This is a genomic window from Bradyrhizobium sp. PMVTL-01 (assembly GCF_051861855.1).
Taxonomy (GTDB): Bacteria; Pseudomonadota; Alphaproteobacteria; order Rhizobiales; family Xanthobacteraceae; genus Bradyrhizobium.
The window spans coordinates 664802-691588 of sequence record NZ_CP193983.1; the positions used below are offsets into that span (position 1 = coordinate 664802).

The following is a 26787-nucleotide window of genomic DNA, read 5'->3' on the forward strand; positions in this document are numbered from 1 at the left end:
ACCGGCGTCATTTGACGTTCGCAGACCGCTACCGAAAATCAGACTGCGTGGTCTAGATTCGTTCGATCGTTGGGATAAGGTTGCGATCACTTCCAAATTGAGAACGATCCTCGGGAGGAAATGATGCTCGACACCACGCTTAATGCGCGCGTTCAGGTCTTTCTTGACAAATTCGAAGCGGTCCTTGCTGCAGGCGATCTCGACGAATCCGTAGGGATGTTCGCGGCGGAATGTTATTGGCGGGACCTTGTTTCCTTCACCTGGAACATCAAAACCATGGAGGGCCGCGATCAGATCCGAGAAATGCTCAGCTCTTGTGTTCCGCACATAAAGCCGCGCAACTGGAAAATCGCCGAAGGCGAAAGCGCGAGCGAAGCCGGTGGCGTCACAGAATGCTGGATTTCATTCGAGACCGAGGTCGCCCGCGGTTACGGCTTGATCCGACTCCAGAACGGCCAGATCTGGACGCTTTTGACAACGATGGTCGAACTGAAAGGTCATGAGGAAAAGGCTGGCTTCACCCGGCCCCTTGGCGCCCGGCACGGCGTCAATCCCGGCGCCAAAACCTGGAAGGAATTGCGCGACGAGGAAGCCGAGCAGCTCGGCTTTAAGACCCAGCCCTACGTGCTCATCATCGGCGGCGGCCAAGGCGGTATCGCGCTCGGTGCGCGGCTGCGCCAGCTCGGCGTGCCCACCATCATCGTCGAGAAGAACCCCCGCGCCGGCGATTCCTGGCGCAACCGCTACAAGTCGCTCTGCCTGCACGATCCGGTCTGGTATGATCATTTGCCATACATCGACTTCCCGAAGAACTGGCCGGTGTTCTCGCCCAAGGACAAGATCGGCGACTGGCTGGAGATGTACACCAAGGTCATGGAGCTGAATTACTGGGCCGGTACGACAGCCAAACACGCCGAATGGGACGATGCCAAAAAGGAATGGGCTGTCGTCGTCGAGCGCGATGGCAAAGAGATCATGCTCAAGCCGAAGCAGCTGGTATTTGCGACCGGCATGTCCGCCAAGCCGAACATGCCGCAGTTCAGGGGCATGGACACCTTCAAGGGTGAACAGCACCATTCCTCGGGCCATCCGGGTCCCGACGGCTACAAGGGCAAGAAGGTGGTCGTGATCGGCTCGAACAATTCCGCCCATGATATCTGCGCCGCGCTGTACGAGGCCGGCGTCGACGTGACCATGGTGCAACGATCGACCACCCATGTCGTGCGCTCGGATTCGCTAATGGAATCCCTGGGCGATCTGTATTCCGAACGCGCGGTCCGCGGCGGTGTGACCACGGCGAAGGCCGATCTGATCTTCGCTTCGCTGCCCTACAAGATCCTCAGTCAGTTCCAGAAGCCGGTCTACGACAAGATCCGGAAGGACGACGCTGATTTCTATGCCGGGCTGGAGAAGGCTGGCTTCCGGCTCGACTTCGGCGACGACGATTCCGGGCTCTTCATGAAGTACCTGCGCCGCGGCTCGGGCTATTACATCGACGTCGGCGCCTCGCAGCTCATCATCGACGGAAAGGTAAAGCTGGTCGCGGGCCAGGTCGAGGAAATCACGCCTAACGGCGTCAGGCTCGACAACGGCAAGGAACTGCCGGCTGATGTGATCGTCTATGCTACCGGCTACAGCTCGATGAACGGCTTTGTCGCCGATCTCATCAGTCGGGAAATGGCAGACAAGGTCGGCAAGGTATGGGGGCTCGGCTCGAACACGACCAAGGACCCCGGCCCATGGGAAGGCGAACAGCGCAACATGTGGAAGCCGACGCAGCAGGAGGGCCTATGGTTCCATGGCGGTAATCTGCACCAGTCGCGCCATTATTCGCACTTCCTTGCCCTGCAGTTGAAAGCGCGCCACGAGGGCATCGAAACGCCGGTCTATGGGCTGCAAACCGTTTATCACAAGGCCTGCGATCTCATAGCATAACGGTGTTCGCGTGGGCTAGCGTGGCCGATCACTGCACGAACTCTGCACGAACTCTGCACGGGGTCTGCTGCGGGTGACAAGCGGCGGCCTCAGGGCTGCAATCCTGGCAGCCGGAAGCAGGGGACACATTATAGGGCCAAACTGAGAGCGGCACGTCGGCCGGTATCTTTTTAGAACGATTTGGCCAAGAAGGGCGTCGCGACCCTGCGGGCCATCATCGTAGAACCATGTTCGACCGAACGTGTTATGGTGACTGCATCTAATCTAGCCTTCACGCCGTCCGAGTTTTTAAGAGAAATCGAAAAGCGCGAGAGCGGGCCCGGTTGGGTTTCCACAACCCTCGATGTCCTATAATCTTCGTGCGTCTATCAGCGCGGATGCGTCTCAAAGGGAGCTGCGGCTGAACATGCATGTGATGAAAGCGGTCGCGACAATAGTGGTCCTGCTCCTGGTTGTGGTGAACGCGCTGCAATTGCTGCCGGCGGCGAGCGCGTTCCAAATGTATCTTTCGGGTAGTGCCGTGGTGCTGAGCCTTGTCGCGCTGATAGCGATCCTGGTTGGGGGCGGCCCGCCACGAGATAACCGAACTGCTGGCGCTGAGGCGGCCCGACCGACGCCTGTTCCGACTCGCACAAATCAGGCCGACGTCGAGATCGTCAGCTTTTTGGCGATGCTGCAGGCGAGGGGCCGCTTGGTCGATTTCCTGATGGATGACATCAACGCGCATGATGACGCCGAGGTTGGGGCAGCCGCGCGCGTAGTCCATGCCGGATGCAAAACCGTCCTACTGGAGCACTTCCGTGTCTCCCCCGTGCGCACAGAGAGCGAGGGATCGACGGTGCAGGTCGCGGCTGGGTATTCGCCGGACGAGTACCGGCTGCTGGGCAAGATCAGCGGCCCGGCGCCTTTCTCGGGAGTGCTTGTCCACCACGGCTGGAAGACGGATGCGGTGAATCTACCGCGCGTGTTGCGGAGCTCGACCAATCGACTCCCGGCAATCGCTCCGGCGGAGGTGGAACTGAGATAAGCGGGCTCGCGTCAACCAACTGCCGGAGGCGGAGTCGGACCACGTATAACCGGCGCCTTCCATCACGTGCGGCTATTGACGCGAATTGCCAGCACGACAACCAGGATAACCTCTCATGAGCGCTCGTTTCAGTCTTGCGATGGACCTCGGCACCAGCAACAGCGCAATCGCGATCGCCGATCTCGAGAGTGGCGAGACCAGGATTATCGAAATCGCGCAGAGCCTCGGACCAAAGCAGATCGGCGAGATGCCGACACTGCCATCCGCCAGTTACATTCCTCACTCCGAGGAGTTCCCGCAGGGTTCGTTTCCTCTGCCGTGGAACGACGCAGGGGAGCGCGTGATCATTGGCCAGTTCGCACGCGAGCGGGGCGCGCTCGTGCCTGATCGCCTCGTGACCTCCGCCAAGTCCTGGCTGTCCAATCCGCATATCGACCCGAAGCAACGGATCCTGCCTTGGCGCTCCGATATCGCGGAAGAGAAGCTCTCGCCATTCGAATGCTCACGCCTTTACCTCCAACACCTCAGGGACGCGTTCCTCTATGCCGAACGGGCGCAGGAGCGGGATTGGGATCTGTCGAAAGGCGAAATCGTAGTAACCGTTCCTGCTTCGTTCGATGAGGTCGCAAGAAGCCTCACCGCCGAGGCCGCCAAGGCTGCGGGGCTTGGGGACGTCACATTGCTGGAGGAGCCGCAGGCTGCATTCTACGCCTGGATGGCGCAGACGCGCGGAGAATGGCGAAACCTGATTGCTGATGGCGATATCGTGCTGGTCTGCGATGTCGGTGGTGGGACAGCCGATTTCAGCTTGATCGCGGTCACAGATGTCGAAGGCCGCCTGGAGCTTGAACGTGTCAGCGTGGGCGAGCACATTTTGTTAGGTGGCGACAATATGGATTTGGCGCTCGCACATGCGCTGAATGCCAAGCTTGAGGCCGAGGGCAAACGGCTGGACTCCTGGCAGTTCCTGGCGCTCGTGCATGCGGCTTCGAAAGCCAAGATCGTTCTGTTTGACGATGGCGGCCTGGCACAGGCGCCAATCGCGGTCCCCTCGCGCGGCTCCAGCCTGCTTGCCAAGACTGTCTCTACGACTCTCGATCGTGAGATGTTGGAGCAAATCGTTGTCGACGGTTTTTTCGCCAGAACAATCCTTGACGACCTGCCGCGCGAGGGCCGTATGGCAGGGCTGCAGGAATTCGGTCTACCCTACGCTTCCGATCCGGTCGTCAGCAAGCATATCGCCCAGTTTCTTGCTCAGAGTCTGCAGAACGTGAAGGCAAGCGAAAAACTTGCCGCTCTGGTGGGAGCATCGGCTGGCGCGCAGGTGCTGATGCCGACCGCGGTCTTGTTCAATGGGGGCGTTTTCAAAGCCGCGCCAATCCGAACCCGGGTGCTTGATCTGCTGGCGTCCTGGAATGGGGGCCAGCCAGTGCGGGAATTGCGGGGTTTTGAACCAGACCTCGCCGTCGCACGCGGCGGCGCGATCTACGGACGTCTCCGCGCCACCGGCAAGGGCATACGCATCAAGGCCGGCGCGGCGCGCTCCTATTACATTGGCCTAGAAACGTCGATGCCCGCCATTCCGGGCTACAAGCCGCCGCTGAAGGCATTGTGTGTTGTCCCGCAGGGGATGCAGGAAGGCACAGAACTGCTGATCGAAGGACGAGAGTTCGGCCTTGTCACCGGTCGCACGGCGGAGTTTCGGTTTTTCTCCTCGTCGGTACGAAGCGGCGATACGCCGGGACAGATACTCCCCGACGCCGAGCGCGAGCTTGATGACGCTGGCCTGCTCGAAGTCGCGATCCCGGCACTGGACGTCCCAGTGGGGCAGGTGGTGCCGGTCCACGTCAGTCCCGTCGTCACCGAACTTGGCATCCTTGAGCTTTGGATGAGGCACACGAACTCCGATCGCCGGTGGAAGGTTGAGTTCCAGGTCCGCACGGAATAGCGGCCGGACCGACTCTGGAGGTAATTCTTGACGAAAGACCGCGCCCGCTTCGCCATTGGAATCGATCTCGGCACGACCAATTCCGCACTTGCATTCGCGCCGCTGGTCGGTGAGGGAACGCCGGAGGTCCTTCTCATCCCGCAATGGGAAGGCCTGGCGAGTCTGAGCGAGAAGCCAACGCTACCGTCTTTCTTGTACCTGCCAGAGGAAGCGGTCGCGGCGCAGTTGCGCGGCGAGGAGGTCGGCGCCGGGCAATGGATCGTCGGCCTTTTTGCACGTATGAAGGCAAGCGAAGCGCCCGGACGGGTCGTCCATTCCGCGAAGTCGTGGCTTTGCCATCACGCCGCCGACCGGTCGGCACCCTTTCTGCCGTGGGGATCGGCGGTTCTGCCACGTGAGCAGAAAATCTCACCGGTACGAGCGTCGGCGCTGATTCTGAATTATCTGCGGGGGACCTGGAACGGCCGGTTTGCGCAAGCCGGGTTTGCGTTCGATGACCAGGACATCACGGTTACCGTCCCGGCTTCCTTCGATGCGGCGGCGCAGCGCCTGACGATTACCGCCGCCGAGGCGGCGGGCTTCCCCGCCGATGTGCGACTGCTCGAAGAGCCGCAGGCTGCGTTCTACTGCTGGCTGGAAAGCCACGACCCAGCGCGCGAATTATGGCAGTGGCCCGACAGCGGCGATGCCGGGCTTCGACACGTGTTGGTCATCGATATCGGCGGCGGCACCTCCGATTTCAGCATTTTTGAAGTTCGCCCGAACGAGCAAACGCCGAACCCTGACATCAGGCGCGTCGCAGTGAGCGAGCATACGCTGCTCGGCGGCGACAATATCGACCTTGCCGTCGCGCATTTCCTGGAGCCGCGGCTTGCCGGGGCGGGTGGCCAGCTTTCCGGCCCGCAATGGGATCAGCTCGTCGCCGCCTGCCGTCATCTGAAAGAGCAGGCGCTGGGCGGTACGGGGCCGCCGGATGAGCGGTTCGTTGTCGCAGTGGCCAGTCGCGGGTCGGGGATGGTCGGCGGCTCGCAGACGGCGACGGTGACGCGGGCGGAAATCGAGAGCCTGTTGCTGGAGGGATTTTTTCCGTTCTGCGACGCGGCGGCGCGGCCGTACCGGACGAACGCGGCCCTAAGGGAATGGGGGCTTCCTTATCCTGCCGACAGCGCGATAACCCGACACCTTGCCGAATTCATCAACGATCGCCCGCGCATTGATGCCGTCCTGTTCAACGGCGGGTCCGTCCGACCGTCGCTCCTGCGCCAAAGACTCCGCGAGCAGATCGGACGCTGGCAGGACGGCCTCGTGCCTCAGGTTCTGGAGAACGAGGCACCGGACCTCGCTGTGGCGCGTGGAGCCGCACGATTTGGTGCGCTTCTTCACCACCGTTCGGGTCGCATCGCCGCTGGCGCGGCCGCTGCGATCTTTCTCGAAGTCGAGGGGATGCGGGCAACGGATCGCGAGGCTGTGGATGCGCCCCTCGTCTGCGTTCTTCCTCAGGATGCAGCGCCGTCGCAGCTTTTTGAGATCGCTGATCTCGGGCTTAAGCTCCGCACCGATCAGCTGGTGCGCTTCCAGGCTTATTCCTCAACCCGGAGCGACAGCCGGGCCGGAGACATCATCTCCCGGTCCGAAGGCGAATTTCACCCGTTGCCCCCGCTGCAGACCATTGTCAGGACGGCTGAGCTATCCGGTCCGGAGGCGGGCGGGATGTTGCCCGTCGGTCTGACGGCGCGGATGAACGCACTGGGGCTGCTCCAGATCTCGTGCGTCAGCGCCGCCCCCGCCATCCAGCAGTCCTGGCCGCTGGAATTCGACATGCGCGAGCACGTCCAAGGCGTCGCGGGCGCGGCCGGTGCGAGGCGGGCGCGGCAGGCAAACGCTCCGATTGAACCGAACGCTTCAGCGGACGCGCTGGAAACGGCCCGCAGGCAGATCGGGATCGTGTTCACCCAGCCTGCCAATATCAGTAAAAAGAACAAAATTACTGCTGCCATGATCCTCAAGGGTATGGAGCGAATCCTCGTGTCTGGCAGAGGTGAATGGAACGGGTCTCTGCTGCGCGCCCTTTGGCCTGCGCTCGAGGAGCGGTGGGACGACAGACGACGTTCGGCGGACCACGAAGAGGCATGGCTCATCATGGCTGGTTTCCTGCTGCGCCCGGGCTTCGGCGTTGTCCGGGACGAACTTCGTATCGATGCCCTGTGGCGGGTGCACGACGATGGCCCGTGTTTTGCCGGTCGGCGGATCAAGAGCCAGGAATATATACTCTGGCGCCGGGTGGCGGGTGGGCTCACCCGCGAACGTCAAACCAGGCTCATGGCTGGAGAGATCGACAGGATCCGCAGCGGCAAGGCGCCTGACGAACTGGTGCGCCTGGCTGGATCCCTGGAACTGATCGACCACGACACCAAGGCGGAATTGGTGCGGTGCTTCTGCGACACCGCGGTGACGCTTGCACGGGCCAAGCAGCACTGCGCTCCTTATCTTGCGGCGCTCGGGGTCCTTCTCAACCGAACTCCGCTCTATGCAGGGCCGGAGACCGTCGTCTCGCCGGATCTCGTCGAGCACGCGTATCAGGCTTTCGAGCGCTTCGATTGGACTACGCCGGAGTTGCTCGATCTGCAGACTCTCTTCCTCCGCGCCGCGCGCGTCGTCGACGATAGGAACCTGGATCTACCGGTGTCCTTGCGCGGCCTGATTGCCAGCAGACTGGAGAAATCGGGCGTCCCTGCGCTGCAGACCGCAAAAATCAAAGCGTTCGTTCCGATCGGACGATCCGACCGCGCCAGTCTATACGACGATTCACTCCCTCCCGGTCTGCTCCTGATCGAATAGCCATGCACGAGGCCCGCGCCACTAAATTAGCGGCCATGCTGCCGCGCCGCCCGATGGTTCGTACCGACATGACCCACCTTTTCCCACCAATCAGAACAGAACCGCGGACCATTGCGGTCAGCGCGCGGGTTGCCGATCCGAGATGGAGACGGACGGCAAAGTACTGGGCAGGTCGTTGATCGGCCGCGACGGATCGCTATCGATCGTGTAGCCCAGCATGCGGTATTCGGCCCGCCGCTTTGCAGCCATCCGCGCCAGCACCGGTACTGAGGCATCCACATAGTCGACGACGAGAACGTCGGATTTCCCGGCATATCGTCGATGGAGCCGGCCCACATATTGCGCCAATGTCCCCTTCCAGGAGATAGGCATCGTCAGGAACAGCGTATCGAGCCGCGCATCGTCAAACCCTTCACCATGTGACGCCCGGTCGCCAGTATCAGACGTTCTTCCTCTTCAGGTACACCCAACGCCGCCTCGGCGCGTTTTCGCTCGGCCACCGACAGACCTCCGCGCAAGACCGCGATATTCTTGACAAAGGAGGAGAAGCGTCTCTCAAGATAGTTGAGATGGTCTTTCCGTTCAGTCAGAACAATGGGCGATCGCTTTCTTTCGAGAGCTTCCAGAACATCGTCGAAGATGAGATCATTGCGCTCTATCCTGAGACAAGGCTGCGTAGATTTCCGGCATCGGAGGTCTTTCCGCCGACGCGAGGGACAGGGGTAGCTTGAACCTTGTCGTCCGGTCGCGAACCCGATGGCGGATGCCGCGCTGGGACGCCTGGGTCCGCGCGTCGACCCTGTGTCGAACCGGACCGCACTGCATGAAAATAATCGGGTGATGCCCGTCCTTTCGGGCAACCGTGGCGGATAGCCCGAGAACGAAGCGGGCCTTGGTGCGCCGGGCTACCAGCTCGAAGCTCGCGGCGGAAAGGTGGTGGCATTCATCGACGATCAGATGTCCATACGCGCCAATGAGATCGTCGACTTCGCCATTCCTGACCAAGCTCTGGATCAGCGCTAAGTCGACGACGCCGGTCGGTTTGCACTTGCCGGCCCCGATCACCCCGATCTGCTTCGGGTCGATATCCAGGCAGGACCGCAAGCGCTCCACCCACTGATCGAGAAGCTCGCGGCGGTGGACCAGGACCAGTGTATTACGATGGCGTCGTGCGATCAGCGCGGCGGCGTCGACCGTCTTGCCGAATGCCGTCGTGGCCGCGAGGACGCCATGATCGTGGAGAGCGAGATCGGCTAGGGGTGTCTGCTGGGGCGGCAGCAACTCTCCGCGGAATGACAGTTCCGCCGGCAACGGCTGACCGAGTTCGCGACGATCTTCCAGAACAACCTCGATTCGATGGCTTCGAGCGAGTGCGGCTACCTCGTCGAAACAGCCGCGCGGCAGAGCCACGTGCCGCGGATGAAACTCGGCGCAGGAGACGACCGGGGGCTTGCCGAATGTCGGGAGGCGCATGGCCTGAGCCCGATAGAACTCCGGTTTTTGGAATGCCGCCAGCCGGACGAACTGCGCGACCAACGCCCGGGGAAAGCTGAGCCCTTTCGAGGTAAATCTGATCAGCAATAACGACGTTCAGCGTCTTCGGAAGAGAGGCCTCGATCCGAACTGGCTCCGTGCGGCGCGACGGGAGCAGTTTCCACGGCTCGTCGGCAGCTTGGTCTTCTACCGGCATCCGGACGCCGAGGATGCGTCCCGAATGCTCCGCCTCGTCGGCAATCCCGAAGACCGAGCCCGCCGAATTTCGAATCAGCGCGGATAGAAGGGCCCACTGGTCTTCGTAGGGTTTTAGGTTTTCGTCGACAAGACGCTGTTGCCGACTTCGCGTGCCCGTCCCTGCAGCGGCAGGGCGATCAAACCCCCATCCCGCCGAGCGGCATCGTATCCTGGTTCGGAAAAAACCTATCATAAGAGGAGAAGCCAATCTCTGGGCGCCTCTCCATTGTCTCGGTGATGAGTGCGGCCCCCATCTGACGGGCCGTCCGCGCCGGGACCGGCTCGCAGAAAAATGTCCAGATATGACCTCCGTCCCGACCTAGACCGTTCGAGAGCGGCGGCGATGCCCCTGCGACGGCACGTTTCCAAGAATGCTCCGGCATCCTCCGTGCACGCTTTCTTGTCGAAATCGGCGGCAAGGAACAGGCATGTCTCATCGGAAAGCAAGGGATAGACTCCGGCGATAAAATCACCAGATCGAGTATCGCCGCCTCGAAGATGCCTTTCGATAATCTCGTCGGACGGAGGAAAAATGCCTGATGGGGCATTCTCCACATTTTACCTTTGGCTTGCCGCAAATGCCCTTTGCCCATTCGTTGAAGCAAGCCGGCGAATTCCGGCGCGACCGGTCTTGCGGTTTTCCCATCGCACCGGTCGGGCCCTATAGGTGGGCGGCGGACGGTCTGCGATCTCATCCCTTCTTGATTAACTTGGAGCCGCAACGTGTCTGACGTCGAGCGCACCTCGGCCGGAATGCAAATGGTCATTCCGGGCTGCGAACGGCGAACGCTACCCCGGTCCACGACGCGGGTTGACGAAACTGGTCAAGGTTTGCCCGGCTTCTACAAGCCCCCCAGCCTGCGGGAGCAGCTCGCAAGCCGCGCCGATGCGCCTCTGCGGCCGAGCAAAGGACAGAAGGTATTGCCGAAAAGCGGATTGTTCGGCCAATAGACGATCGTGCCCCTACTCGCCCGGAACGCAGCCTTACTGGCAGAATATGCGTAACACCGTAACAGCGATACGGCCGTTACACCGTAACGCGGCCGCAACGCACACTGCCGTTACGCTCTCGGACACGGCGAGGATCGGCACGGGACCTTTCGAGGCGACCCGTGCCGGTCGCCAGGATCGTGCTCGCAGGAAAACGGCGCCATCGCTTACTGACGCATCACAGCGATCGCAGCGAGAACCCGATATAGCAGTCGTCCCAATTGCAACAGCGCCAGCAAAGTCCAGGTGTTGGCGATTTCGCATCGACCGCGTACATAGATCAAATGGCACGCCCCCGCAAATTTGATCCCGAAGAAGTTCTCGGCCGCGCGCGCGAGGTGTTCTGGCAAAAGGGTTTCCAGGGCACCTCGCTTGACGACATTACCGAAGCGACCGGGCTCAATAAGCCCAGTCTCTATGCCGCCTTCGGGGACAAGAATGCGCTGTTCCTGAAGGTACTTGACCGCTACCACGCCTACATCGTCGAGAATGCCGCGCGCATCATCAATGAGGGGCCGTCGGCGCGCGCTGCGATCGAGCGCTGGCTGACCGGTTTCGTCCCGCGCTGCTCCGGCGTCAAGGGCAGCCGGGGCTGCCTCTCTGTCAACGCCTCGGTCGACGGCGCCGGCGAGAACAAGGAGGTCAGAAAGCGGGTCGCGGCCTTCAACCGCAAGCTCGAACTGTTGCTCCGCGACCGTCTGCGCGCCGACCGCACACAATTTTCTGATCAGTTCGATCCCGACGCCGTCGCGCACACGATTATCGCAATCTATCAGGGACTTATGGTGCTGGCCAAGGACGCACCCGAGGCCGCGCGGGTGCGCGCCGCGCTCGATCAGACGATGAAGCTGCTTGTTTGATTGCATTTTTCCGTTATGTACTACGAAGTATATAATCGGGGAGCCGCCATGAAGGCCATTCAGATCGAAGCGTTCGGTAATCCTGCCGAGGTGTTGAAGCTCGTCGACATTCCTGATGTCGGGCCACCCCTCGCGGGCGAAGTGGTGATCGCACTCGAAGCGTCGCCGATCAACATGAGCGACCTGTTGATGATCTCCGGCCGCTACGGCTACCGACCGAAGCTGCCGAGCATCGTCGGCACCGAGGGCGTCGGCCGCGTGGTCGCGGTCGGCAGCGGCGTCAAGCATCTGAAGGAAGGCGACCGCACGCTGGTGCCCTATCCCGCGCCCGCCTGGGCGGAGCGGATCAAGACCGACGCGACGCGGCTCAGGCCACTTGCCGGCGACAACGTGGAGCAGCTTGCGATGCTCGGCATCAATCCGCCGACCGCATATCTGATGCTGACCGACTACGTGAAGCTGAAGCCGGGCGCGTGGGTGATCCAGAATGCGGCCAATTCCGGCGTCGGGCGTGCTCTGATCGGGATCGCAAAATCGCAGGGACTGAAGACCATCAACGTCGTGCGGCGTGACGACGTCGTCGCGGACTTGAAAGCGGCCGGCGGGGATGTCGTGCTGGTCGACGGACCCGATCTTGCCAAGCGCGTGGCGACTGAAACCGGCGGCGCACAGATCTCGCTCGCGATTGACGGTGTCGCCGATACCGCAACGGCAAACCTAATCGGATGCCTAGCGCCGAAGGGTTCGCTGGTGTTCTACAGCGCGATCAGCGGCAAGCCATTCACCGCACCGGCGCAGCCCTTCATCTTCCGCGACATCGCAATCCGCGGCTTCTGGCTCGCCAACTGGTTCAACAGCGCAAGCGCAGACCAGATCACCGCGATGTATGATCAACTCGCCCCGCTAGTCGCCTCCGGTGTCATCAGCGCCCCGGTCGCCGGGACCTTCAGCTTCGCGCAAATCCCGGAAGCGGTTGCGGTTGCCGCGAAGAACCGCGGCAAGGCGCTGTTCACGCCGGGATGATCAAACCGCGGCAATTTTCTCAGATGTCCCGGGCGGCGGGGCCTGACGCGGGGCAATACGCAGGAGGCGACAATGCCTTCACCTCCACAATTCGATCGACTTAGTCGCCCTCACGGCTGCCAGCATCCTGCTGCTGGGCTTCGCCGGCGCCATCGCTGCCCTGCTGATCCGCTAAGGCGGCGGCCGCGAAAACAGGCAATTTTCGTGCTGTAAGCCGTTGCCGTGCTGTACCAATGGAATCAAGACTTTACCGTGTAGTGCCGCGTGCTCCCGACAGCACGGAAACAGCACGGCGCTTCGCGCTTTGTTCTTTCAAGGACTAAACGAAAACGCGCCGGGCGTGAACCGGCGGGCCGAATGTCCAAATCTGGGTCCGTTTAGTTCGCCCAGGTAGTCGGCACGTTCTCCAACACTGCTATCGGCTCGCCGCCCCGCCATCGTTGAGGATGCTTGGGCGGCGTGGAATGCTGCATCGGCCGACAGTCCAATGCGCGCTCATGGGTATCCTGAAAGATCGGCAAGAAGCTTGTCCGGGCCGCGGGACTCTGCTCCTGCCAGGAGCAAGTTTCACTTAAACGCAAGCATCGGCCCCCTTTGTCAGGGTCGACCAATGCGTGGCGGGTTCGGCCGACCTCAGGCAAACCCCTAGCGGCTTCTCTCAGCACGCGATCGGAGCGATCATTGGCGGAATGTCCAGACCAGCCCGACGCCCACGCCCCCGAGGGCCGCCCGCTCAAGATCACGTTCGGCGAGATGCGCGAGATGGGTGTCCGCGACATCATCGTATTTTGCGCCGACTATCGTTGCGGCCACAGCGTTGCGTTGAGCGCCGATCGATGGGCTGATGCTGTACGCCTATCGGATATCGAGTGGCGGTTCATCTGCCAGTCCTGCGGCAGACGCGGCGCCGACGTCCGACCGGATTTTGAGAGCGGTAAGCCGCCAATGGCAATGGCCCCATGTCATGGGGTAGTTTCCCGGGCTGTCTCGTTACGTTAGTAATTCCGACGAACGATAATCCTCATGAACTCGCCCCGGAAGAAGGAATGGACCTTCACGACTTGGGAGCCGTGGAGGAGGAGGCTGCCCGCGCGCTGGCAGATATGGCGCGGGACACCATTCGAACAAGATCCTCCCCCGGCGAGGCGCGCGAGTCGGGTCGGGGCCGTCTCCGCACCAAAGCCCCTCGACCTCTTGGATCCTTCGATCTGTAGATCGACACCATTCGCGCGCTGTAGCACGGGATCGGCGCCGGACCCTACAGGCTCATAGAAATGATGGCTGCCAAGCCCACGGCGGCTGCACCCCACGCCAATGCAACACCCAAGGCCGCATAGCCATCGTCGCCTCCTCCCATACGATGGGGGCGCTGGCGGCTCGCGCGCGCTAATGAGATAGATCAAAGGCCAACGAGTAGCGCTGCTGCGGCGCGCCCACAGTGAAAACACCACCGCCAATAGCAAGCACGAGCACTAGTTGTTCTCTGCCCATGCCCTAACTTAACCTAGATTAAGTCGGTGTGGCTATGCAGCTTATCGCGGAAACACGCTTCGGAAAATCGGCCCAGCAATTAGCGATTGGGCAACGGCGGCCTTGGATTCACAGCGTCCCAATCGGGCCTTTGCAGCGCAAAAAAAAGGCCCAAGCCGGAGGGGGGCGCGCCCGGCTTGGGAAGCGCTCACTCAACGAGCAGCGGCCCCAGCTCGCGGGTACCGGGGGCAGGGAGCTGGGGCTACCCTGGAGAAGGGCTTAACTTGCTAGTCAGTTCGGGCGTGAACAACATTGCGATCCCGGTTCCATAACGGGAACCTATGCGGTAGGTTCTGCGCCCATCAGGGGTGATGGGGATGGGGCGATAGAGCTTTTTAGGGCTCAGAAGATTGCTGAGGCACCGGGCGCCTCAAGGAGGCGATGTCACTTCTGCGATGAGACGCAAGAGATTGGGCACAGCATCCAAATGTTCGAGTGCGAGCACTGCGGAGAGCGAAGCTGGGACGATTAAGGCCGGAGGGTAGCGGTTGACGCGCTCGACATAGCGGCTGATCCGTCGGGCTTGCCGCGCCAGCTGAACCGCAGCACGGCGCTGTTGCGTTGGCGCAGAACGTGGCCGGCGCCGATACCGAAAGACTTGCTCATGGCGTGGGCATGGCCGCGCCTCCAGCTTCGTCAGCTTCGACTCGTCCATTCCCGGATAAGCATCCGGAGCGGATACGTTCCCATTGTGAGCCGAGGAAATATTCACCGGGCGAAAGCAGTTCCTGGGTGAAGCGATTCGCCTTCGGCCCAAACGTTACCTATCTAGGACTCCGGTCAGTGGAGTTCTCGCGTATGGCCTCGCCGTCGATCATTCCGAACGATCGCCTCGACAAGGACTTCTACATCGTCCTCGACGACTTCCGCGACGGAGCGGCCTTCCGCGAGACCGACGAAGGCATCGACCATTCCACGCTGATTAGCGACCTGCTCACCGGACAATATGATCGGGTGCTTCGCGTGGTGGCGCTCAACCCGGTCGAGGGCTGGTCGCGCGACGCGTCCGAGGACATCGCGCGCGAGCTCGAGCGCAGGGTTGCTGCCGAAGGTCACGAGATCTCGGAGGCCTTGAAAGATTTCATCGAGAGCCAACTTGGCCGCTCGATCGGCGTGCAGCTCGCGCTTCTACTCCGGATCGGAGGTCGTGGCTGAAAAAGGCGAGCAGCCGCAGTGCGCGACGTTCCCTACTGGAGGCGTTCGATATCGAACTCAAACCGAGCCCGCATCACAGGGCCGTTTTCGTCGCGAGCCTCAATTACTAAGTTGGCGGAATTCGATCGAATGCTGTCTCGCGCTAAATCTACCAGCGCGCGCGCGGCCTCATTCCGAACGGCCTCCATGTCGGGGAGGTCCATTCCCTCCTCATCCTGAATGAGATGCTTGCCATCTCGCAGGTCGAAATAGTAGCGCGGCATAAGAGTCTGCCGTGGAACACGATGTTGTCTGATCTCGGCAAAATAGTTTCTGTTAGGGGCCATTTCCTTAATCGATGTTAAGCTTGCGCCATGTCGCTTACTTTTTTGTTCCCGACCATTTCGTCAGGTGCGAGCGGAGTGCTGCGCCGATGGCTTGGATAGCCTCACCATCCCATCTTTGCGGCCGTCACGTTCGTCAATTCGTGAGCGGTGGCCGCCTCGGTGGGCATCGGCTGCTGTGTTTTAAGCTCCGGCGGTTCTGACGTGAAGTACTGCACCAGCAGACGTTCGAAAACGATCAGCGGCGCATCTTCCTCTGCTTCCTTCGATGCAACGCGTCGTACCATAGCCACCTCTCTTGAAGCAGTATGCTGGACTCGTCTTCCGCAGTACGACTAGCAGCTAGCCAAAGCGTGGCTCTTGATCCACCGCAAGCAACTCGTCTCCCCACCTTGAGCAAGGAATTTGCTGACTTGAGCTAAGTCAACACGACACCCCCTTCCAGAAGACGATTGGGGTCGCAAAGCCTGAAGCGGTGCCTTCGTTATTCGTGCTGAACGCGCGTGGTGCTTCCCTCCCGGGTGGGAAGCTCGTCCTCGCAGGCGCTTCCGCGATCGTATTTGCGGATCGTCCGGTCCGTGCCGCGGGACAGCGACAAGCGATGGATGCCGCTCGAATACAATGCGGACGGGTCGCTCGACGTTTACATTCAGAGCGACTCGCCGTGAAGGGCACGGGAGGCAAACTGGTTGCCAGCTGCCGGAGGCGTGTTCAGTATGTCGATCCGCATCTACCGGCCCGAGCAGTCTGTGCTGGACGGTCGTGGAAGCCGCCCGGTATTCGTAAGGTTGCTACGTAAAGTGCCGGCTATCCTGGCTTTCGGCTTCAGCGGCAGACCCTTGAAAAGGCCTGCCACTTCGGTCGGCGCAAACTGCAAATTGATTGAAATCAAGCGAGAACGTCCGTAGCCGGCTTTAATGCCGCTATGCACGCGCAAAGCCTCAATGCACAGTTGAGCGTAGCGATCGCCGCTGGCGTCGCTGTGGGACTAGCTGTTGCTGCAATAACAGTTTCGGCGAAGCCCAACACGCCTTCTTATCCGCTTGGTGTAAAAAGCGATCCTCTGGAGGTCATTGTGCCGCGATCGGGTTGCCTGCAAGCGGTCTGGCCGTATGGGTGCGACTTCGTCGACGCCGTACCGGAAACAAAGCACGTCAGACCCGACCGAAAACGACAACGTCATGGCTTGAGACGGCAGCTGTCTTGAAGAGGGGCGCGCACAGTTGACCCACGTCAAAGCTTTGCGGGAACGCCGCCAATATCCTTCGAGCGTTGACCTTGAGATCCGATTGACACGAAGGAATGATTTAATGAAGTGTCTTTCTTCCCTTATCGGCGGTGCCATGGCGCTGATGGTGACTGCTGCGTCTGCCCAGTCCATCAACCTGACCGGGCAATACACCTGTGTTCAGGCATGCCGGGGCGGCATGCTGGCCGTCATCACTCAGAATGGACCTGAGTTGAACTTGACCACCGAGGCAGGCGTGCCGTCCCGAGCCTGGCTGGACTGGATCTATCCGAATAGTCGCATCTGGATCGATGCCTACGACATCAGCGCAGTCTACACACCGGATGGCATGACCATCCAGTTCGACAATGGGACCGTTTGGCAGCGCTACATCCCGCCGTCACCTGCGCCCGTGATCCATCGGCGAAGGTAGGAACGCCGTTTCTACGGCGAGTTCATTACCGGTCCGTCGCGCGGCCACGGCGAGCAGTTGGCCTGAGGTTGACCGCTGCTGACCCCTGAGCTGCCAACCCACTAACCACCTTGACGTTGCCTGTCGGGAGCAGACCGGAGCTGACGGTCCTCACTTGCGATTGCGGATCGCTCGCCATCCGGAGTCAGCACGGCCAATGCGATCTCGCCATCCCTAATGTAGTGGTTGACGCGACCGGTGGAGAGGGTTTCGCCGGCCTTGTAGATCCGGACTTCTTCGATCGCGCCATTCTTCCTCAGTTCGGCGATCATGTAGTCGCGCTCCGCATTCGTGTCGGCGTCGGTGGCGTGGGTGATCTGGAACGAAAGGCGCGTGAGCGAGATGCCGGTGTCCCGAGTGGCCGCACCGATCCAGAGAACGCGTTGATCGGCCGGGGGGCGTTCGATGGCTAGCCAGAACTCGGCCGTTCCCCAGGTTGCGCTGGCGCGCGTCAGGCTCAAAGCCCAGAATCTGACATGATGGCGCTTTCTCGGACTGCTGTCGATCGCCTGCTGGAAGCCGATATCCTGGCCGCGACCGAACAGGTAGAGCGTGCTGAACGGGGCCGTCGGATATGGCTTGTTGCGGACGAAGGCTTTCACCATTCCCCATGAGCTGGCGAGACTGAGCGGGTCCGCCTCGAACCAGCCAAGCTCCGCGAAGCACTGGCGGAGCTGGAGAAGCGTGCCGACCAGCACGATGTTGACGGGATCTCCAGGCAGTCCGTCTCCGGTGACAGTGTAGCTCGGCACCTGCTTGCTTTGGAGAATCCTGAGGCCAATGCGGATGATGCGGGGGAGGATGCCATAGGCGGCGAGGCCATAGGTGACCGCGACGGCAAGTATCCAGGGAAGCCTGCGGTCGGCCGTCTCGAACACGACGAAGACGATCAACCAGACGCAAAATACGCCCAGTCCGAAGATGAGCACACGTTGAATGAGACGCTTCAGCAAGTTCATGATCTCGCCTGGTCTAGTCGGTGATCGTCCTGCGACCACGAGGTGGCGGTACAATGCAACGTCACAGCCCAAACAGCGGCATCTGCCTCCTTGGGCCTCGATAGCGGAAGCTACTTCATTCCGCTCGAGGTTTCGATCACCGGCAGGTTGCCGACTTTTTGGCCCGTCGAAACGATGTCGCGAATGTCGGCAAGGCCTAATGGCGCTTGCTGATGAGATCATTGAATGAGTTCACTTCACATGATGGCCGCTTAGGTGAAGGGTTTCGGACGCGGCCGCTTGAGGGATGGCGCGGCGTATTCGGCGGCCGGCGTCCGAAAGCCTCCAAAGGAAACCGCGCTGGGGGGACGTAGGACGATGCCGCGTGATCGAGTTAAGTCGCGTCAAACAACCTTGCGACGATCAATAGGGTCGCCTATGGGGTTAATGTTTGGCGGCACCTGTACTTTCACGGACTTGGCCGTAGTAAAAATACGACACCACACAATCTAAACGTGAGTTCCTCGATATTCGAATCTCATGAGGCAAAGTTCAGGGCGAAGGCCTCCCTGACAAAGGGGGCCGATGCTTGCGTTTATAAGTGAAGCTTGCTCCTGACAGGAGCGAGGCCCCGGCGCGGAGCGTCTTGCCGATCTTCAGGATACCCATGCCCTCGGCCTTTCAGAGCAATCGGATCAGCGTCAGCGATGCCGGCGGCGTCGCCAAGTGCGCTGGGACCCTCGGATAGCGGAGTTATCCAAGTTAAAGGCGGTCATGCTCATGGTGCCGGTATGTGGATCAAAAATGAATGCACCGAATGCTATTCGCGCCGGCAGTTACAACTCACGCGCGCATGCGGCATAATCGCACCTAGGTTGCTTTTCTTTGCGAAACCTCTGCACAGGGTATCTAATAATGGTTGAACTCTGTAGGTTTAGTATTTTGGGTTTACAGTCATGCGCCACGTTTCGAGGCAACGACATCCCGAGAAACCCAAGCCCTTCACGTGGGTCGTCCTGTATGGAGGTATGTCCGTTGAGTGTAGCGACGAGGCCGGCGCGAAGAAATTAGCGGCCAAGCTCCGCCGGAAAGGTTACCGGCTGGCGGCTCGAACGGCGGATGGCGTATCGCCCTCCTGGCGAATCGATCCCGAGGATCTTGACGAGTGGCTGAGCCGGGAAACCCAAGCCAGTTGATGGAGGCGGGGCTGGCGCTCCAGCAGGCACGACGCTCTATTGGGTCCGCGGTGCCGCCGGTTCCCGCTGGCGGCGTGAGGAATTCCGTTTGCACGGATACTCCAGAGCGCGACCGATGGATGGACTATGCCCAAAGGCTTACAGACCAAGATAGCCGAATCATCCTAGTCCTAGGACACCTCGGGCGTTCCCATTACCGTCCGGGTCTCCAACGGCCCCGGCAATTGTGTGCTGGGGCCGTTTTTTGCGTTGGTCATCGTTATCGAAGCCTCCAGCGACTGTGAACGGAAAGCGAATCGTGCTGTCGGGAGCACGCGGCACTACACGGTAAAGTCTTGTTCCATTCATATAGCACGGCAACGGTTTAGCTACGTGGCTGATAGCTTCCGAGAAGAGCCTGTTATCCGAAAATATCCTCGACAGCGAGTTGTGCTGAATGACCAGAGAGGGGACCCTTCCAACTGATAAGATTTCATACGAAACGGAGTCGGTTAGTCGACTGATAAGGAAAACCGACAAAGCTTATCAGTTGAGCACCGCTTGGCCCCAAAACCCCCCGTAGTCCGCCGGCGAGCTGGTTTTCAACGCACTGAAAAGACGCTGGGAGCGGCCGCTAACTATCTACAGGAGTCTGATGGTCACATTAGCCTTTCCCCGGTGGCGCTCTCCCCGATAAAACCAGTCGTAGAGCCAAGGCAGACCGATCACACCATCGTTGACGTACAGGAAGATCTCGCCGCTGCGGCGAGCGGTGAACTGATCCCTGTAGACTTGGGGGCTGGTGCTTGGGACGGGCTTGGGGTCCAGGAAGTATTCATCGACGCCGGTCTCGCCGATTCGCGCGATCAGCCGGTACCACGGCCGGAACAGAATCCGGCGGAGCAGGATCGTCGCATAGCCCTTCACTTCATCGAAGCCGCGCATGGTCGAGGTCCGGTAACCTACTGGCGTCGTCGGCTTGTCATCGTCCTGCCATGGCTCGCTCTCGCTCATCGTGACCGCGATCTCGTACTTGAAGCCTGCCCGAACCGTCAGGTGAGTAGGTGCGCACAGCTTGCTCGTATCAAACTCGTTGCCCGCCTGGGGTATTCCCTTGTCGGCGGCGACGAGGGCCACCGGCGGTGTGCCTTTGCAGAAGGCGCCCATGGAATCGGCCACGTTGAAACCAAAGTGGCCCAAGGCTGTCGCGCCGTACCAGACCATAAGGAAGGTCAGCAAAAAAGGTACGACGTGACGGCGGCCAGCATTGAGAACGGCTTGATACACCGGATGGGTTCGGAACGCGTAGATCGCAGTATGGACGGCGCCCGACAGCGGTGCGGGTGAGGCGCGGTTCTGCCAGATAATCCGCATGCCGTCGCGGATGCGTGCGCTAAGCGAATTGCCCACGCCCACGAGCACGGCGACGGCAATGCCGCCGCCGACGAACCATTCGGGGTTGGCGGCGTACCAATCCGTCCACCAGTGGAAGGCGCGCGGCAGGAAGGATTCGAGGGCGCGGACCGCTTCGGACACCATCCGGATGCCGCTCTCGTACTCGTGGGCCGGACGCAAGGGGTGGAAGAGCCAGAACCCGACGAGATGCAGAGTTGCGGCGAGCGTCGCAAAGTACGCAATGCGGCGCATCCAGACGAAGTTCCAAAGCTTCTCCTGTGCGACGTACCGCGCCGAGGCGCCCGCCGCCGTTTCGAAAGTGCCTTGGCTGAGTGGCGTAAGCTTGCCGTTGCGGGAGACAACGAGGTAATCCGGCGGCAGGCCGATCGGCGCGTAAGCGTTGCAGCCGCTGTCGATCCGGTCGAAGACGCTCTCGTGGATCTTCGGCACGGGGATCCTGACATCGACATACGGGTCGTTGCACAGGTCGCTAACCTTGCGCGGACCGTAGCGATAGTACGAGCCTAGGCCCGAACGTGAATCGTAAAGCCGTCCGTCCTTGTCCTGGGACGAGCTAATCCACTTGATGGAATCAGGGTCAGCGAAAGGCGCGCTTTTGAAGATCAGGCCACGCTTGATCGCCTCATCCACAAGCCAGTTGAGGGGAACGAACGCCACTGCGTCATCGGGATAGCCGCCACCCACGTTGGCGTGCACGCCGACGAACCAGACCTGGACCAGCCGTTCGTCATCGATCGTGGTGGGAACGGCCGGCCTCGATTCACCTTCCTCGGTCCATAAGACGGGATGGAAGGTGGTGCGCTCGTCATCGAGCGCGAGGGCGTGGCGGGCGCATTTCACGCGTGGGCTCAGAATGCGGTTTGGAAGCTCGAGAGGCCAGACCCAGTTGCTAACGCCACGGGTCATTTCATCCAGGGGCAAGCCGTAGGCCGCCACGGTGTCCCAGACGCCGATGAATTCGATCGCCGGAACGTCCTTCCGGGCGATCTGCGCATAGGATTTGTTGTGCCGGAAGAGGTCGAGGATCGGGACAAGGATGCTGTCGCGAAGAGCGCGGAAGAGAACCTCGATCCGCCAAACGGAGTGATATCCTTTAGCCCGATAAGCGCGGTAAGCCTTGACCGCGCCGTCGTGCAGTTCGGATTCAGTGTCCGCGATTACCAATCCTTGCTGAAGGATTAGGGCGGCGAGCACGCGAACGGTGAACGCGCCACGGCTGAAGCCAAAAAGGTAGATCTTCGACTCATTCTGATGATCGTAGTTGCGGCAGATGAACTTGTAGGCGTCGAGAACGTTGCGTTTGAGCCCGAAACCGAAGGCCCCGCCCAGGATCGCCAAAGGAAGAAACGACGATGTGCCAACACCGTCGTCGTACTTTGCAGCCTGAGTGTTGCCCTGGAGATCTAGCGCCTGAAAAATCCGCCACACGTTCGTGCGCCAGACGCTCGAGGCGGCGTTACCGGTGCCGTCGGAAAGAATGACGATCGCGGGGCTGGCCATCGGAAGCGCCTCACTGAAAAGAGCTAAACGAAAGCTGTAACCTAACAGCCGTGCGCAGAAATTCAACCCTGGATAGCTGGTATAAAGATTTGCGTGCGCCGCAATGCCAGCGGACCATTTGCCCGGTCGAACTGGGTGCGACGCAGCTCCGCCGAGTGAACAGGGTTCGGAGGGGCGCTCCAGTTTAATGAACGATGATGGTGTCGACGGGGCGTCTTGCTAAACGTCGGACTCACATCGAAACCAAAAAGAGTTCGTTCCGACTGCTGAATGCGCGCGCCCAGTGCTCGCACTCCGAAATCCGAAAGGTGAACGTTAGTCCCAGCCACGGCTGCCGATGCGAAAGAACTACACGAAAGCTCAAGCCGCTCGTTCGCAAAACGCAGCCCTACACAAAGCGCATCGCAGCATTTGGGTAGAGCCCAAGCTACTGGCCGAGGCTCGTACTTTCGCTCGTCTGGTTGATGTAGCGCGGCCAAAGGATAGGCGGACATCCTTCGCCGCCTTCATTTACTAGAGCGCTTTCGCAGCGGGGCAGCGCGCATTCGGATTGAGGTCGCAGCCGGCGTGTGCAGCCTATCGCTTCCAACTCGCGTATACCCGCGCACTAGAACGCTATGAGCCGCGAGGCTGACCGGCACTGCAAAAAGCAGCCCCTTGATGCACAAAGCCTCCCGACCGCTATATCAAAACAGTCCGCTCGAAGGTGAGAAAACTCTGGCGAGCATCTGAAGGCGTCTTCGGCAATATGATCCGGCTCATCATCAAGTGGGGATGCGGCAACGGAGAGATAGGCCGGTTGCAACGAACCTGGCGAGAAGGCGGCGGCGTGACCACCGTTCCAGGTGAGTTCACCAAGAACGGACGCTCGCACGCAATTCCAAAGGTGCGGCCAAGCGCTCTTGCGACCTTGAGATTGATCACGAGCTTCAAGCGGCATGGGCTGGTCGACAGGCAGCCAACACGTAACCGGTGCAACTTGGAAGCCGGGTATCGGCTTCGCCAAGCGGTCACTGTGGAAATCTAGTCCTCTCTGGGGAAAACGGGCGATTAGCTCCGCAGCGTGTCTAACCGGGTACAGGCTCTGCCCGCCGCAAGTTCTACGCTCTCTCAAGAGGGAACAACAACAGTGACCGCGGACGATGCGGGTACCGACACTGTGCATGGGCTATTGCAGCAATCACTGATCCGTCCACGAAGGGGCCTGTTGCAGCTGGTTCGAGAGGAGCAAATCCTCGGTATGACTGTTCTTCCAACGTCTCGCACGGGGTGATCGGGTGACTAGGATGAAGTTCGCTTTCAACGCTGCAGCGGCGATGCCATTTCGTTCGTGCGAACTCTGTCTGCACTCAATGAAGTTTTTGGGAGAGCACGCCGGCTGCCGAATGTTCAGGTGTGATGAGTGCGCTCTCGTAAGCACTGAAGTTCTAGAGTCTCGGCCGTTTCCGCAGACAGAATTTGCGATAAAGAGACCGTCCATGTGGCGCTAATTGGCGCTTGCGTGGCTTCATGTGGCCGTGCAAGCTATCAGCTGCCGTTTCTGTTCGGCTACGTACTCGGCCGCCTCTTTCCTGCATTCGAGGCCGAAGCTGACCCAAGCTGCACCGAGACGAACGCGCCGTAACATCGCTGATCCAGACCGCAGAGGGTGCGGCCGCAGAGTGAGCGGGCTGCGCAACCGTGTGGCCTAGCTTCCTAACCAAAAGCGGCCCCGGCCCGCCGTGCACTTGAAGGGAGGAGGTTGAAGAGCCGGGGCCGCTTTCCGCTGGAGCGGACAGGCAGCGTGCCCTAGCTGCGCGCGGCTCGCATTAAAGCATGTAAATGGAGATGCGCTGCGCTGAAGAAGCTGCCTGGCCGACAGATGCAGGTTTAGAGAGCATCAGACCTTTTCGTTAGTCGCACGCGGCCGAAGAGATGCTCGCACTACTCGCTTCTGGCGAGGAGTGCGCCTTGCGAAAACAAGCGGTGGGCGCCGAGCGGGGGCATAGGTCGCCGGTTCAGGCGACAAAACCGTGCTTACGATTCAACTCACGGCGCGTGCTGCGGCTGTTCCCGACCAGACGCAATATTTAGGAAGCTGGGCCTCAGTTGCTGCTCGGCCTCACGCACTTGATCGGTCTGCGGGAAACCGGATTTGGATGATGGTTGCGGTCACCGCCGCTCGTGACCCGCTGCAGAAATGGCCTGACTTGGCCATCAGCCGCTGCGGTGAATTTTTCCCCCTCCCTGGCGGCTCGCCATTTGATATAAGATACCGGCCCGCAGTGAGTGGGTAACACCGCGCTTCGTCCGTGGACGTTTGGCTCCACTCGGAGGAGAGCATCATGGGACATCGCAAATCCAAGGGCGTGACGATTGATGCCAACTTGGTCGCCGGAAACGGATTGCTTGACCGACGCGTTTTCCTGGGCGGCGCCGCCATGGCAGCAGCAACCGGAGGCATTACCTTCCCGGACACGGCAGCGGGCGGTCCGTTGCCGGTTGAATCTTGGATGAAGACGCCGGGCGCGCCATTCGTCCCCTATGGGCAGCCGTCTGAATACGAAAATACGGTCGTGCGAACCTTCACGACGGTCCCGGGCACCACCGGCACCGGCGCGTCGCGAACACCTCATCATCTACTCAGTGGGATGATCACGCCGAACGGCCTGCATTTCGAACGCCACCACAGCGGAATTCCCGAGATCAACCCGGATGCCCACAGATTGGTCATCCACGGCCTGGTCAAGCGCTCACTCGTCTTCACGCTCGATGAGCTCACGCGTTATCCAATGGAGTCACGGATCGCCTTCATCGAATGCGGCGGCAACGGCCAACTGCTTTATCAGAAGGAGCCCGCGCAAGTCGGAGTTCAGCAGATGCAGGGTCAAGTCTCTTGCGCCGAGTGGACGGGTGTCAAGCTGGCGGCCCTGCTACAGGAAGCTGGCGTCGACCCGAAAGCGAAGTGGATTCTGGCGGAAGGTGCCGACGCCGCCGGCATGAGCCGCAGTCTGCCGCTCGCAGAGATCATGCAGGATGCATTGATTGCGTTGTACCAGAACGGCGAGCGCGTGCGGCCGGCGAATGGCTATCCCATGCGGCTGCTGCTCCCGGGATTCGAAGGCAACATGAACGTGAAATGGCTTCGGCGCATCAAGCTGACCGAAGGCCCAACAATGACCAAGGACGAGACGTCGAAATACACGATCACGATGCCTGACGGCAAATCGCTCCAATTCGTTTTTCCGCAGGAAGGCAAGTCGGTGATCACGCGTCCGTCGCCGGGACTCACGATGAAGGAACCGGGCGTCTATGAGATTACAGGGCTCGCCTGGTCGGGCTACGGCAAGATCGCCAAGGTCGAAATCTCAGCCGATGGCGGCAAGAGTTGGGCTCCCGCAGCTCTGCAGGAGCCGGTGCTGTCGAAGGCGTTGACGCGTTTCCGCATGGCGTGGCGCTGGAACGGCGGCCCCGCTGTCCTGCAAAGCCGCGCGACCGACGACATAGGCTACGTCCAGCCGACGCGCGAGAAGATGATCGCTGATCGTGGAAGCAGGACGATCTACCACTCCAATGCGGTCACGACGTGGGGCGTGTCCGAGAAGGGAGAGGTGAAGCATGTCTACGCATAACTCTGCTCTGGCTGCCGCTTGCGCCTTTGGTTTATTTTCATCTGCGGCGCTGGCCAACAGCCCGAACCTCGGGAAGGTCATAACTCCCGAGGAAGTCGCCCCGTGGGACATCAGCATAAGTCCTGACGGCGCCGGTCTGCCGCCCGGTAGCGGGACACCAAAGCAGGGTGAGGCCGTGTACGCGTCGAAGTGCCTCGCCTGTCACGGCGAAAAGGGAGCGGGCAAACCGAACGATGCGTTGGTGGGCGGGATCGGGTCGCTTGTCGGAGACAAACCTGCCGTGAAGACGGTCGGAAGCTTCTGGCCCTATGCCACAACAATTTTCGATTACGTTCGGCGGGCGATGCCTTACAACGAATCGAAAACGCTGACCAATGACGAACTCTACGCAGTGGCCGCCTATATCCTGCAGCTCAACGGCATCATCGGAGAGAACGAGACGATGAATGCCCGGACGCTGCCGAAGGTACGTATGCCTAATCGGGATGGCTTTGTGACATTCGTCCCGGCAAAGCCGAAGTAGGTGATCGCAGTAGTTCCTTCAATGCACCCACGGCGGTCCGCCATGAGGACGTATGCCGCCTTCGATGTCGTGGGATTCTGCCCGCAGATCTCGCTGCCGCAGTCGAGGTGATCGAGTGAGGCATTGCAGTCCGCGTGCGTCTCTTGCTGCGGCGCACGACCATTTCTGCATCTCGCGTCGGATTAGCCAGCTGCGGAGCCCTCTGATACTGCGATACGCCTATAACGAGAGGAACGCGCTTTCCAGCACAGGCTGGTGCCGCGGACAGCAGCAATACCAAGAAGTACGAACGAAAAAAAAGCGCAAGCGCCTTCTCCCATCAACCGCCTTGGAAAGCTATCAACACGTAAGTACGAGCCACAACCGGCGGATGCCCATCGCGGGACGCACAAGGCGGTGTGTGATTTTATCGCGTGGGGATCTGGTATCCGGTGGCAATTTCGTAGTTTCGAAACCACGTGTTTGAAAATGATGGAATCGCCAAAGCTGCCTGGGCGCCAAATACGTCAATAGCGCCTTCGTCAGTTGTGGGACACCGCCTGCGGCATTTGCGCCCGCCCTTAG

General features: G+C 60.6%; 18 protein-coding genes and 1 pseudogene. 12 read left to right on the forward strand and 7 right to left on the reverse strand.

What is annotated here, in order from left to right; translation table 11 throughout:
- Positions 1–123: 123 nt before the first annotated feature.
- From ACRQ5Q_RS44085 to ACRQ5Q_RS44100, 4 genes are all read left to right on the forward strand, one after another.
- The gene (locus tag ACRQ5Q_RS44085) at positions 124–1935 is read left to right on the forward strand and encodes an NAD(P)/FAD-dependent oxidoreductase (RefSeq protein WP_439400538.1); all 1812 of its coding nucleotides are present in this window, start codon (positions 124–126) and stop codon (positions 1933–1935) included.
- 406 nt (positions 1936–2341) lie between these two features.
- Positions 2342–2962 carry a DUF2760 domain-containing protein gene (locus tag ACRQ5Q_RS44090; protein ID WP_439400482.1) on the forward strand — a complete coding sequence of 207 codons (621 nt, stop codon included), beginning with the start codon at positions 2342–2344 and terminating at the stop codon, positions 2960–2962.
- Between the two features lie 115 nt (positions 2963–3077).
- Positions 3078–4910: an Hsp70 family protein gene (locus ACRQ5Q_RS44095; RefSeq protein WP_439400483.1), complete on the forward strand. Its 1833-nt coding sequence runs from the start codon at positions 3078–3080 to the stop codon at positions 4908–4910.
- A gap of 27 nt (positions 4911–4937) precedes the next feature.
- Complete coding sequence (locus tag ACRQ5Q_RS44100; protein ID WP_439400484.1) at positions 4938–7748, forward strand: Hsp70 family protein; 2811 nt, start codon at positions 4938–4940, stop codon at positions 7746–7748.
- Positions 7749–7865: 117 nt separating this feature from the next.
- Here ACRQ5Q_RS44100 and ACRQ5Q_RS44105 read toward each other — a convergent pair whose 3' ends face one another.
- The 3 genes and pseudogenes from ACRQ5Q_RS44105 to ACRQ5Q_RS44115 form a co-directional block, all read right to left on the reverse strand.
- Entirely contained in the window at positions 7866–8096 is a 231-nt protein-coding gene (locus ACRQ5Q_RS44105; protein WP_439400485.1) for a hypothetical protein, read from the reverse strand.
- Between the two features lie 297 nt (positions 8097–8393).
- Positions 8394–9329, reverse strand: a complete 936-nt coding sequence (locus ACRQ5Q_RS44110; protein WP_439400486.1) for a DEAD/DEAH box helicase family protein — start codon at positions 9327–9329, stop codon at positions 8394–8396.
- A gap of 287 nt (positions 9330–9616) precedes the next feature.
- Positions 9617–10034: pseudogene (locus ACRQ5Q_RS44115) on the reverse strand (TOTE conflict system archaeo-eukaryotic primase domain-containing protein).
- Positions 10035–10202: 168 nt separating this feature from the next.
- Here ACRQ5Q_RS44115 and ACRQ5Q_RS44120 point away from each other — a divergent pair.
- The 5 genes from ACRQ5Q_RS44120 (at position 10203) to ACRQ5Q_RS44140 (ending at position 15037) form a co-directional block, all read left to right on the forward strand.
- A complete protein-coding gene (locus tag ACRQ5Q_RS44120) occupies positions 10203–10430 on the forward strand; it encodes a hypothetical protein (protein ID WP_439400487.1) in 228 nt (75 codons plus the stop codon).
- Between the two features lie 260 nt (positions 10431–10690).
- Entirely contained in the window at positions 10691–11329 is a 639-nt protein-coding gene (locus tag ACRQ5Q_RS44125; RefSeq protein ID WP_439400488.1) for a TetR/AcrR family transcriptional regulator, read from the forward strand.
- A gap of 48 nt (positions 11330–11377) precedes the next feature.
- Complete coding sequence (locus ACRQ5Q_RS44130) at positions 11378–12352, forward strand: zinc-dependent alcohol dehydrogenase family protein (protein ID WP_439400489.1); 975 nt, start codon at positions 11378–11380, stop codon at positions 12350–12352.
- Positions 12353–13311: 959 nt separating this feature from the next.
- Entirely contained in the window at positions 13312–13566 is a 255-nt protein-coding gene (locus tag ACRQ5Q_RS44135) for a DUF6894 family protein (RefSeq protein ID WP_439400490.1), read from the forward strand.
- A 1114-nt stretch (positions 13567–14680) separates the two neighbouring features.
- Positions 14681–15037, forward strand: coding sequence for a hypothetical protein (locus ACRQ5Q_RS44140; protein ID WP_439400491.1), 357 nt, complete (start codon positions 14681–14683; stop codon positions 15035–15037).
- Positions 15038–15069: 32 nt separating this feature from the next.
- Here ACRQ5Q_RS44140 and ACRQ5Q_RS44145 read toward each other — a convergent pair whose 3' ends face one another.
- Both ACRQ5Q_RS44145 and ACRQ5Q_RS44150 read right to left on the reverse strand, forming a co-directional pair.
- Complete coding sequence (locus tag ACRQ5Q_RS44145; RefSeq protein WP_439400492.1) at positions 15070–15300, reverse strand: DUF6894 family protein; 231 nt, start codon at positions 15298–15300, stop codon at positions 15070–15072.
- Positions 15301–15464: 164 nt separating this feature from the next.
- On the reverse strand, positions 15465–15647 hold the full coding sequence (locus tag ACRQ5Q_RS44150) for a hypothetical protein (RefSeq protein ID WP_439400493.1): 183 nt from the start codon (positions 15645–15647) through the stop codon (positions 15465–15467).
- A 936-nt stretch (positions 15648–16583) separates the two neighbouring features.
- On the opposite strand from ACRQ5Q_RS44150, the gene ACRQ5Q_RS44155 reads away from it, so the two are divergent.
- Positions 16584–17021, forward strand: a complete 438-nt coding sequence (locus ACRQ5Q_RS44155; RefSeq protein WP_439400494.1) for a hypothetical protein — start codon at positions 16584–16586, stop codon at positions 17019–17021.
- A 101-nt stretch (positions 17022–17122) separates the two neighbouring features.
- Here the strand turns inward: ACRQ5Q_RS44155 and ACRQ5Q_RS44160 are convergent, their stop codons facing one another.
- Both ACRQ5Q_RS44160 and ACRQ5Q_RS44165 read right to left on the reverse strand, forming a co-directional pair.
- Complete coding sequence (locus ACRQ5Q_RS44160; protein ID WP_439400539.1) at positions 17123–18019, reverse strand: LssY C-terminal domain-containing protein; 897 nt, start codon at positions 18017–18019, stop codon at positions 17123–17125.
- Between the two features lie 1796 nt (positions 18020–19815).
- Positions 19816–22089, reverse strand: a complete 2274-nt coding sequence (locus tag ACRQ5Q_RS44165) for a DUF2235 domain-containing protein (protein ID WP_439400495.1) — start codon at positions 22087–22089, stop codon at positions 19816–19818.
- Positions 22090–24413: 2324 nt separating this feature from the next.
- Here ACRQ5Q_RS44165 and soxC point away from each other — a divergent pair.
- A complete protein-coding gene (gene soxC, locus ACRQ5Q_RS44170) occupies positions 24414–25700 on the forward strand; it encodes a sulfite dehydrogenase (RefSeq protein WP_439400496.1) in 1287 nt (428 codons plus the stop codon).
- Positions 25687–26223 carry a c-type cytochrome gene (locus ACRQ5Q_RS44175; RefSeq protein WP_439400497.1) on the forward strand — a complete coding sequence of 179 codons (537 nt, stop codon included), beginning with the start codon at positions 25687–25689 and terminating at the stop codon, positions 26221–26223. The genes soxC and ACRQ5Q_RS44175 overlap by 14 nt, the downstream gene beginning before the upstream one ends.
- Positions 26224–26787: the final 564 nt, after the last annotated feature.

What these genes read in the sequence shown, in the direction of transcription:
- ACRQ5Q_RS44150 (WP_439400493.1), bottom strand. Translation starts at nt 15,647, where the DNA reads ATGGTACGACGCGTTGCATCGAAGGAAGCAGAGGAAGATGCGCCGCTG.
- ACRQ5Q_RS44145 (WP_439400492.1), bottom strand. Translation starts at nt 15,300, where the DNA reads ATGCCGCGCTACTATTTCGACCTGCGAGATGGCAAGCATCTCATTCAG.
- ACRQ5Q_RS44085 (WP_439400538.1), top strand. Translation starts at nt 124, where the DNA reads ATGCTCGACACCACGCTTAATGCGCGCGTTCAGGTCTTTCTTGACAAA.
- ACRQ5Q_RS44165 (WP_439400495.1), bottom strand. Translation starts at nt 22,089, where the DNA reads ATGGCCAGCCCCGCGATCGTCATTCTTTCCGACGGCACCGGTAACGCC.
- ACRQ5Q_RS44160 (WP_439400539.1), bottom strand. Translation starts at nt 18,019, where the DNA reads ATGAACTTGCTGAAGCGTCTCATTCAACGTGTGCTCATCTTCGGACTG.
- ACRQ5Q_RS44140 (WP_439400491.1), top strand. Translation starts at nt 14,681, where the DNA reads ATGGCCTCGCCGTCGATCATTCCGAACGATCGCCTCGACAAGGACTTC.
- ACRQ5Q_RS44175 (WP_439400497.1), top strand. Translation starts at nt 25,687, where the DNA reads ATGTCTACGCATAACTCTGCTCTGGCTGCCGCTTGCGCCTTTGGTTTA.
- ACRQ5Q_RS44135 (WP_439400490.1), top strand. Translation starts at nt 13,312, where the DNA reads ATGTCATGGGGTAGTTTCCCGGGCTGTCTCGTTACGTTAGTAATTCCG.
- ACRQ5Q_RS44090 (WP_439400482.1), top strand. Translation starts at nt 2,342, where the DNA reads ATGCATGTGATGAAAGCGGTCGCGACAATAGTGGTCCTGCTCCTGGTT.
- soxC (WP_439400496.1), top strand. Translation starts at nt 24,414, where the DNA reads ATGGGACATCGCAAATCCAAGGGCGTGACGATTGATGCCAACTTGGTC.
- ACRQ5Q_RS44130 (WP_439400489.1), top strand. Translation starts at nt 11,378, where the DNA reads ATGAAGGCCATTCAGATCGAAGCGTTCGGTAATCCTGCCGAGGTGTTG.
- ACRQ5Q_RS44095 (WP_439400483.1), top strand. Translation starts at nt 3,078, where the DNA reads ATGAGCGCTCGTTTCAGTCTTGCGATGGACCTCGGCACCAGCAACAGC.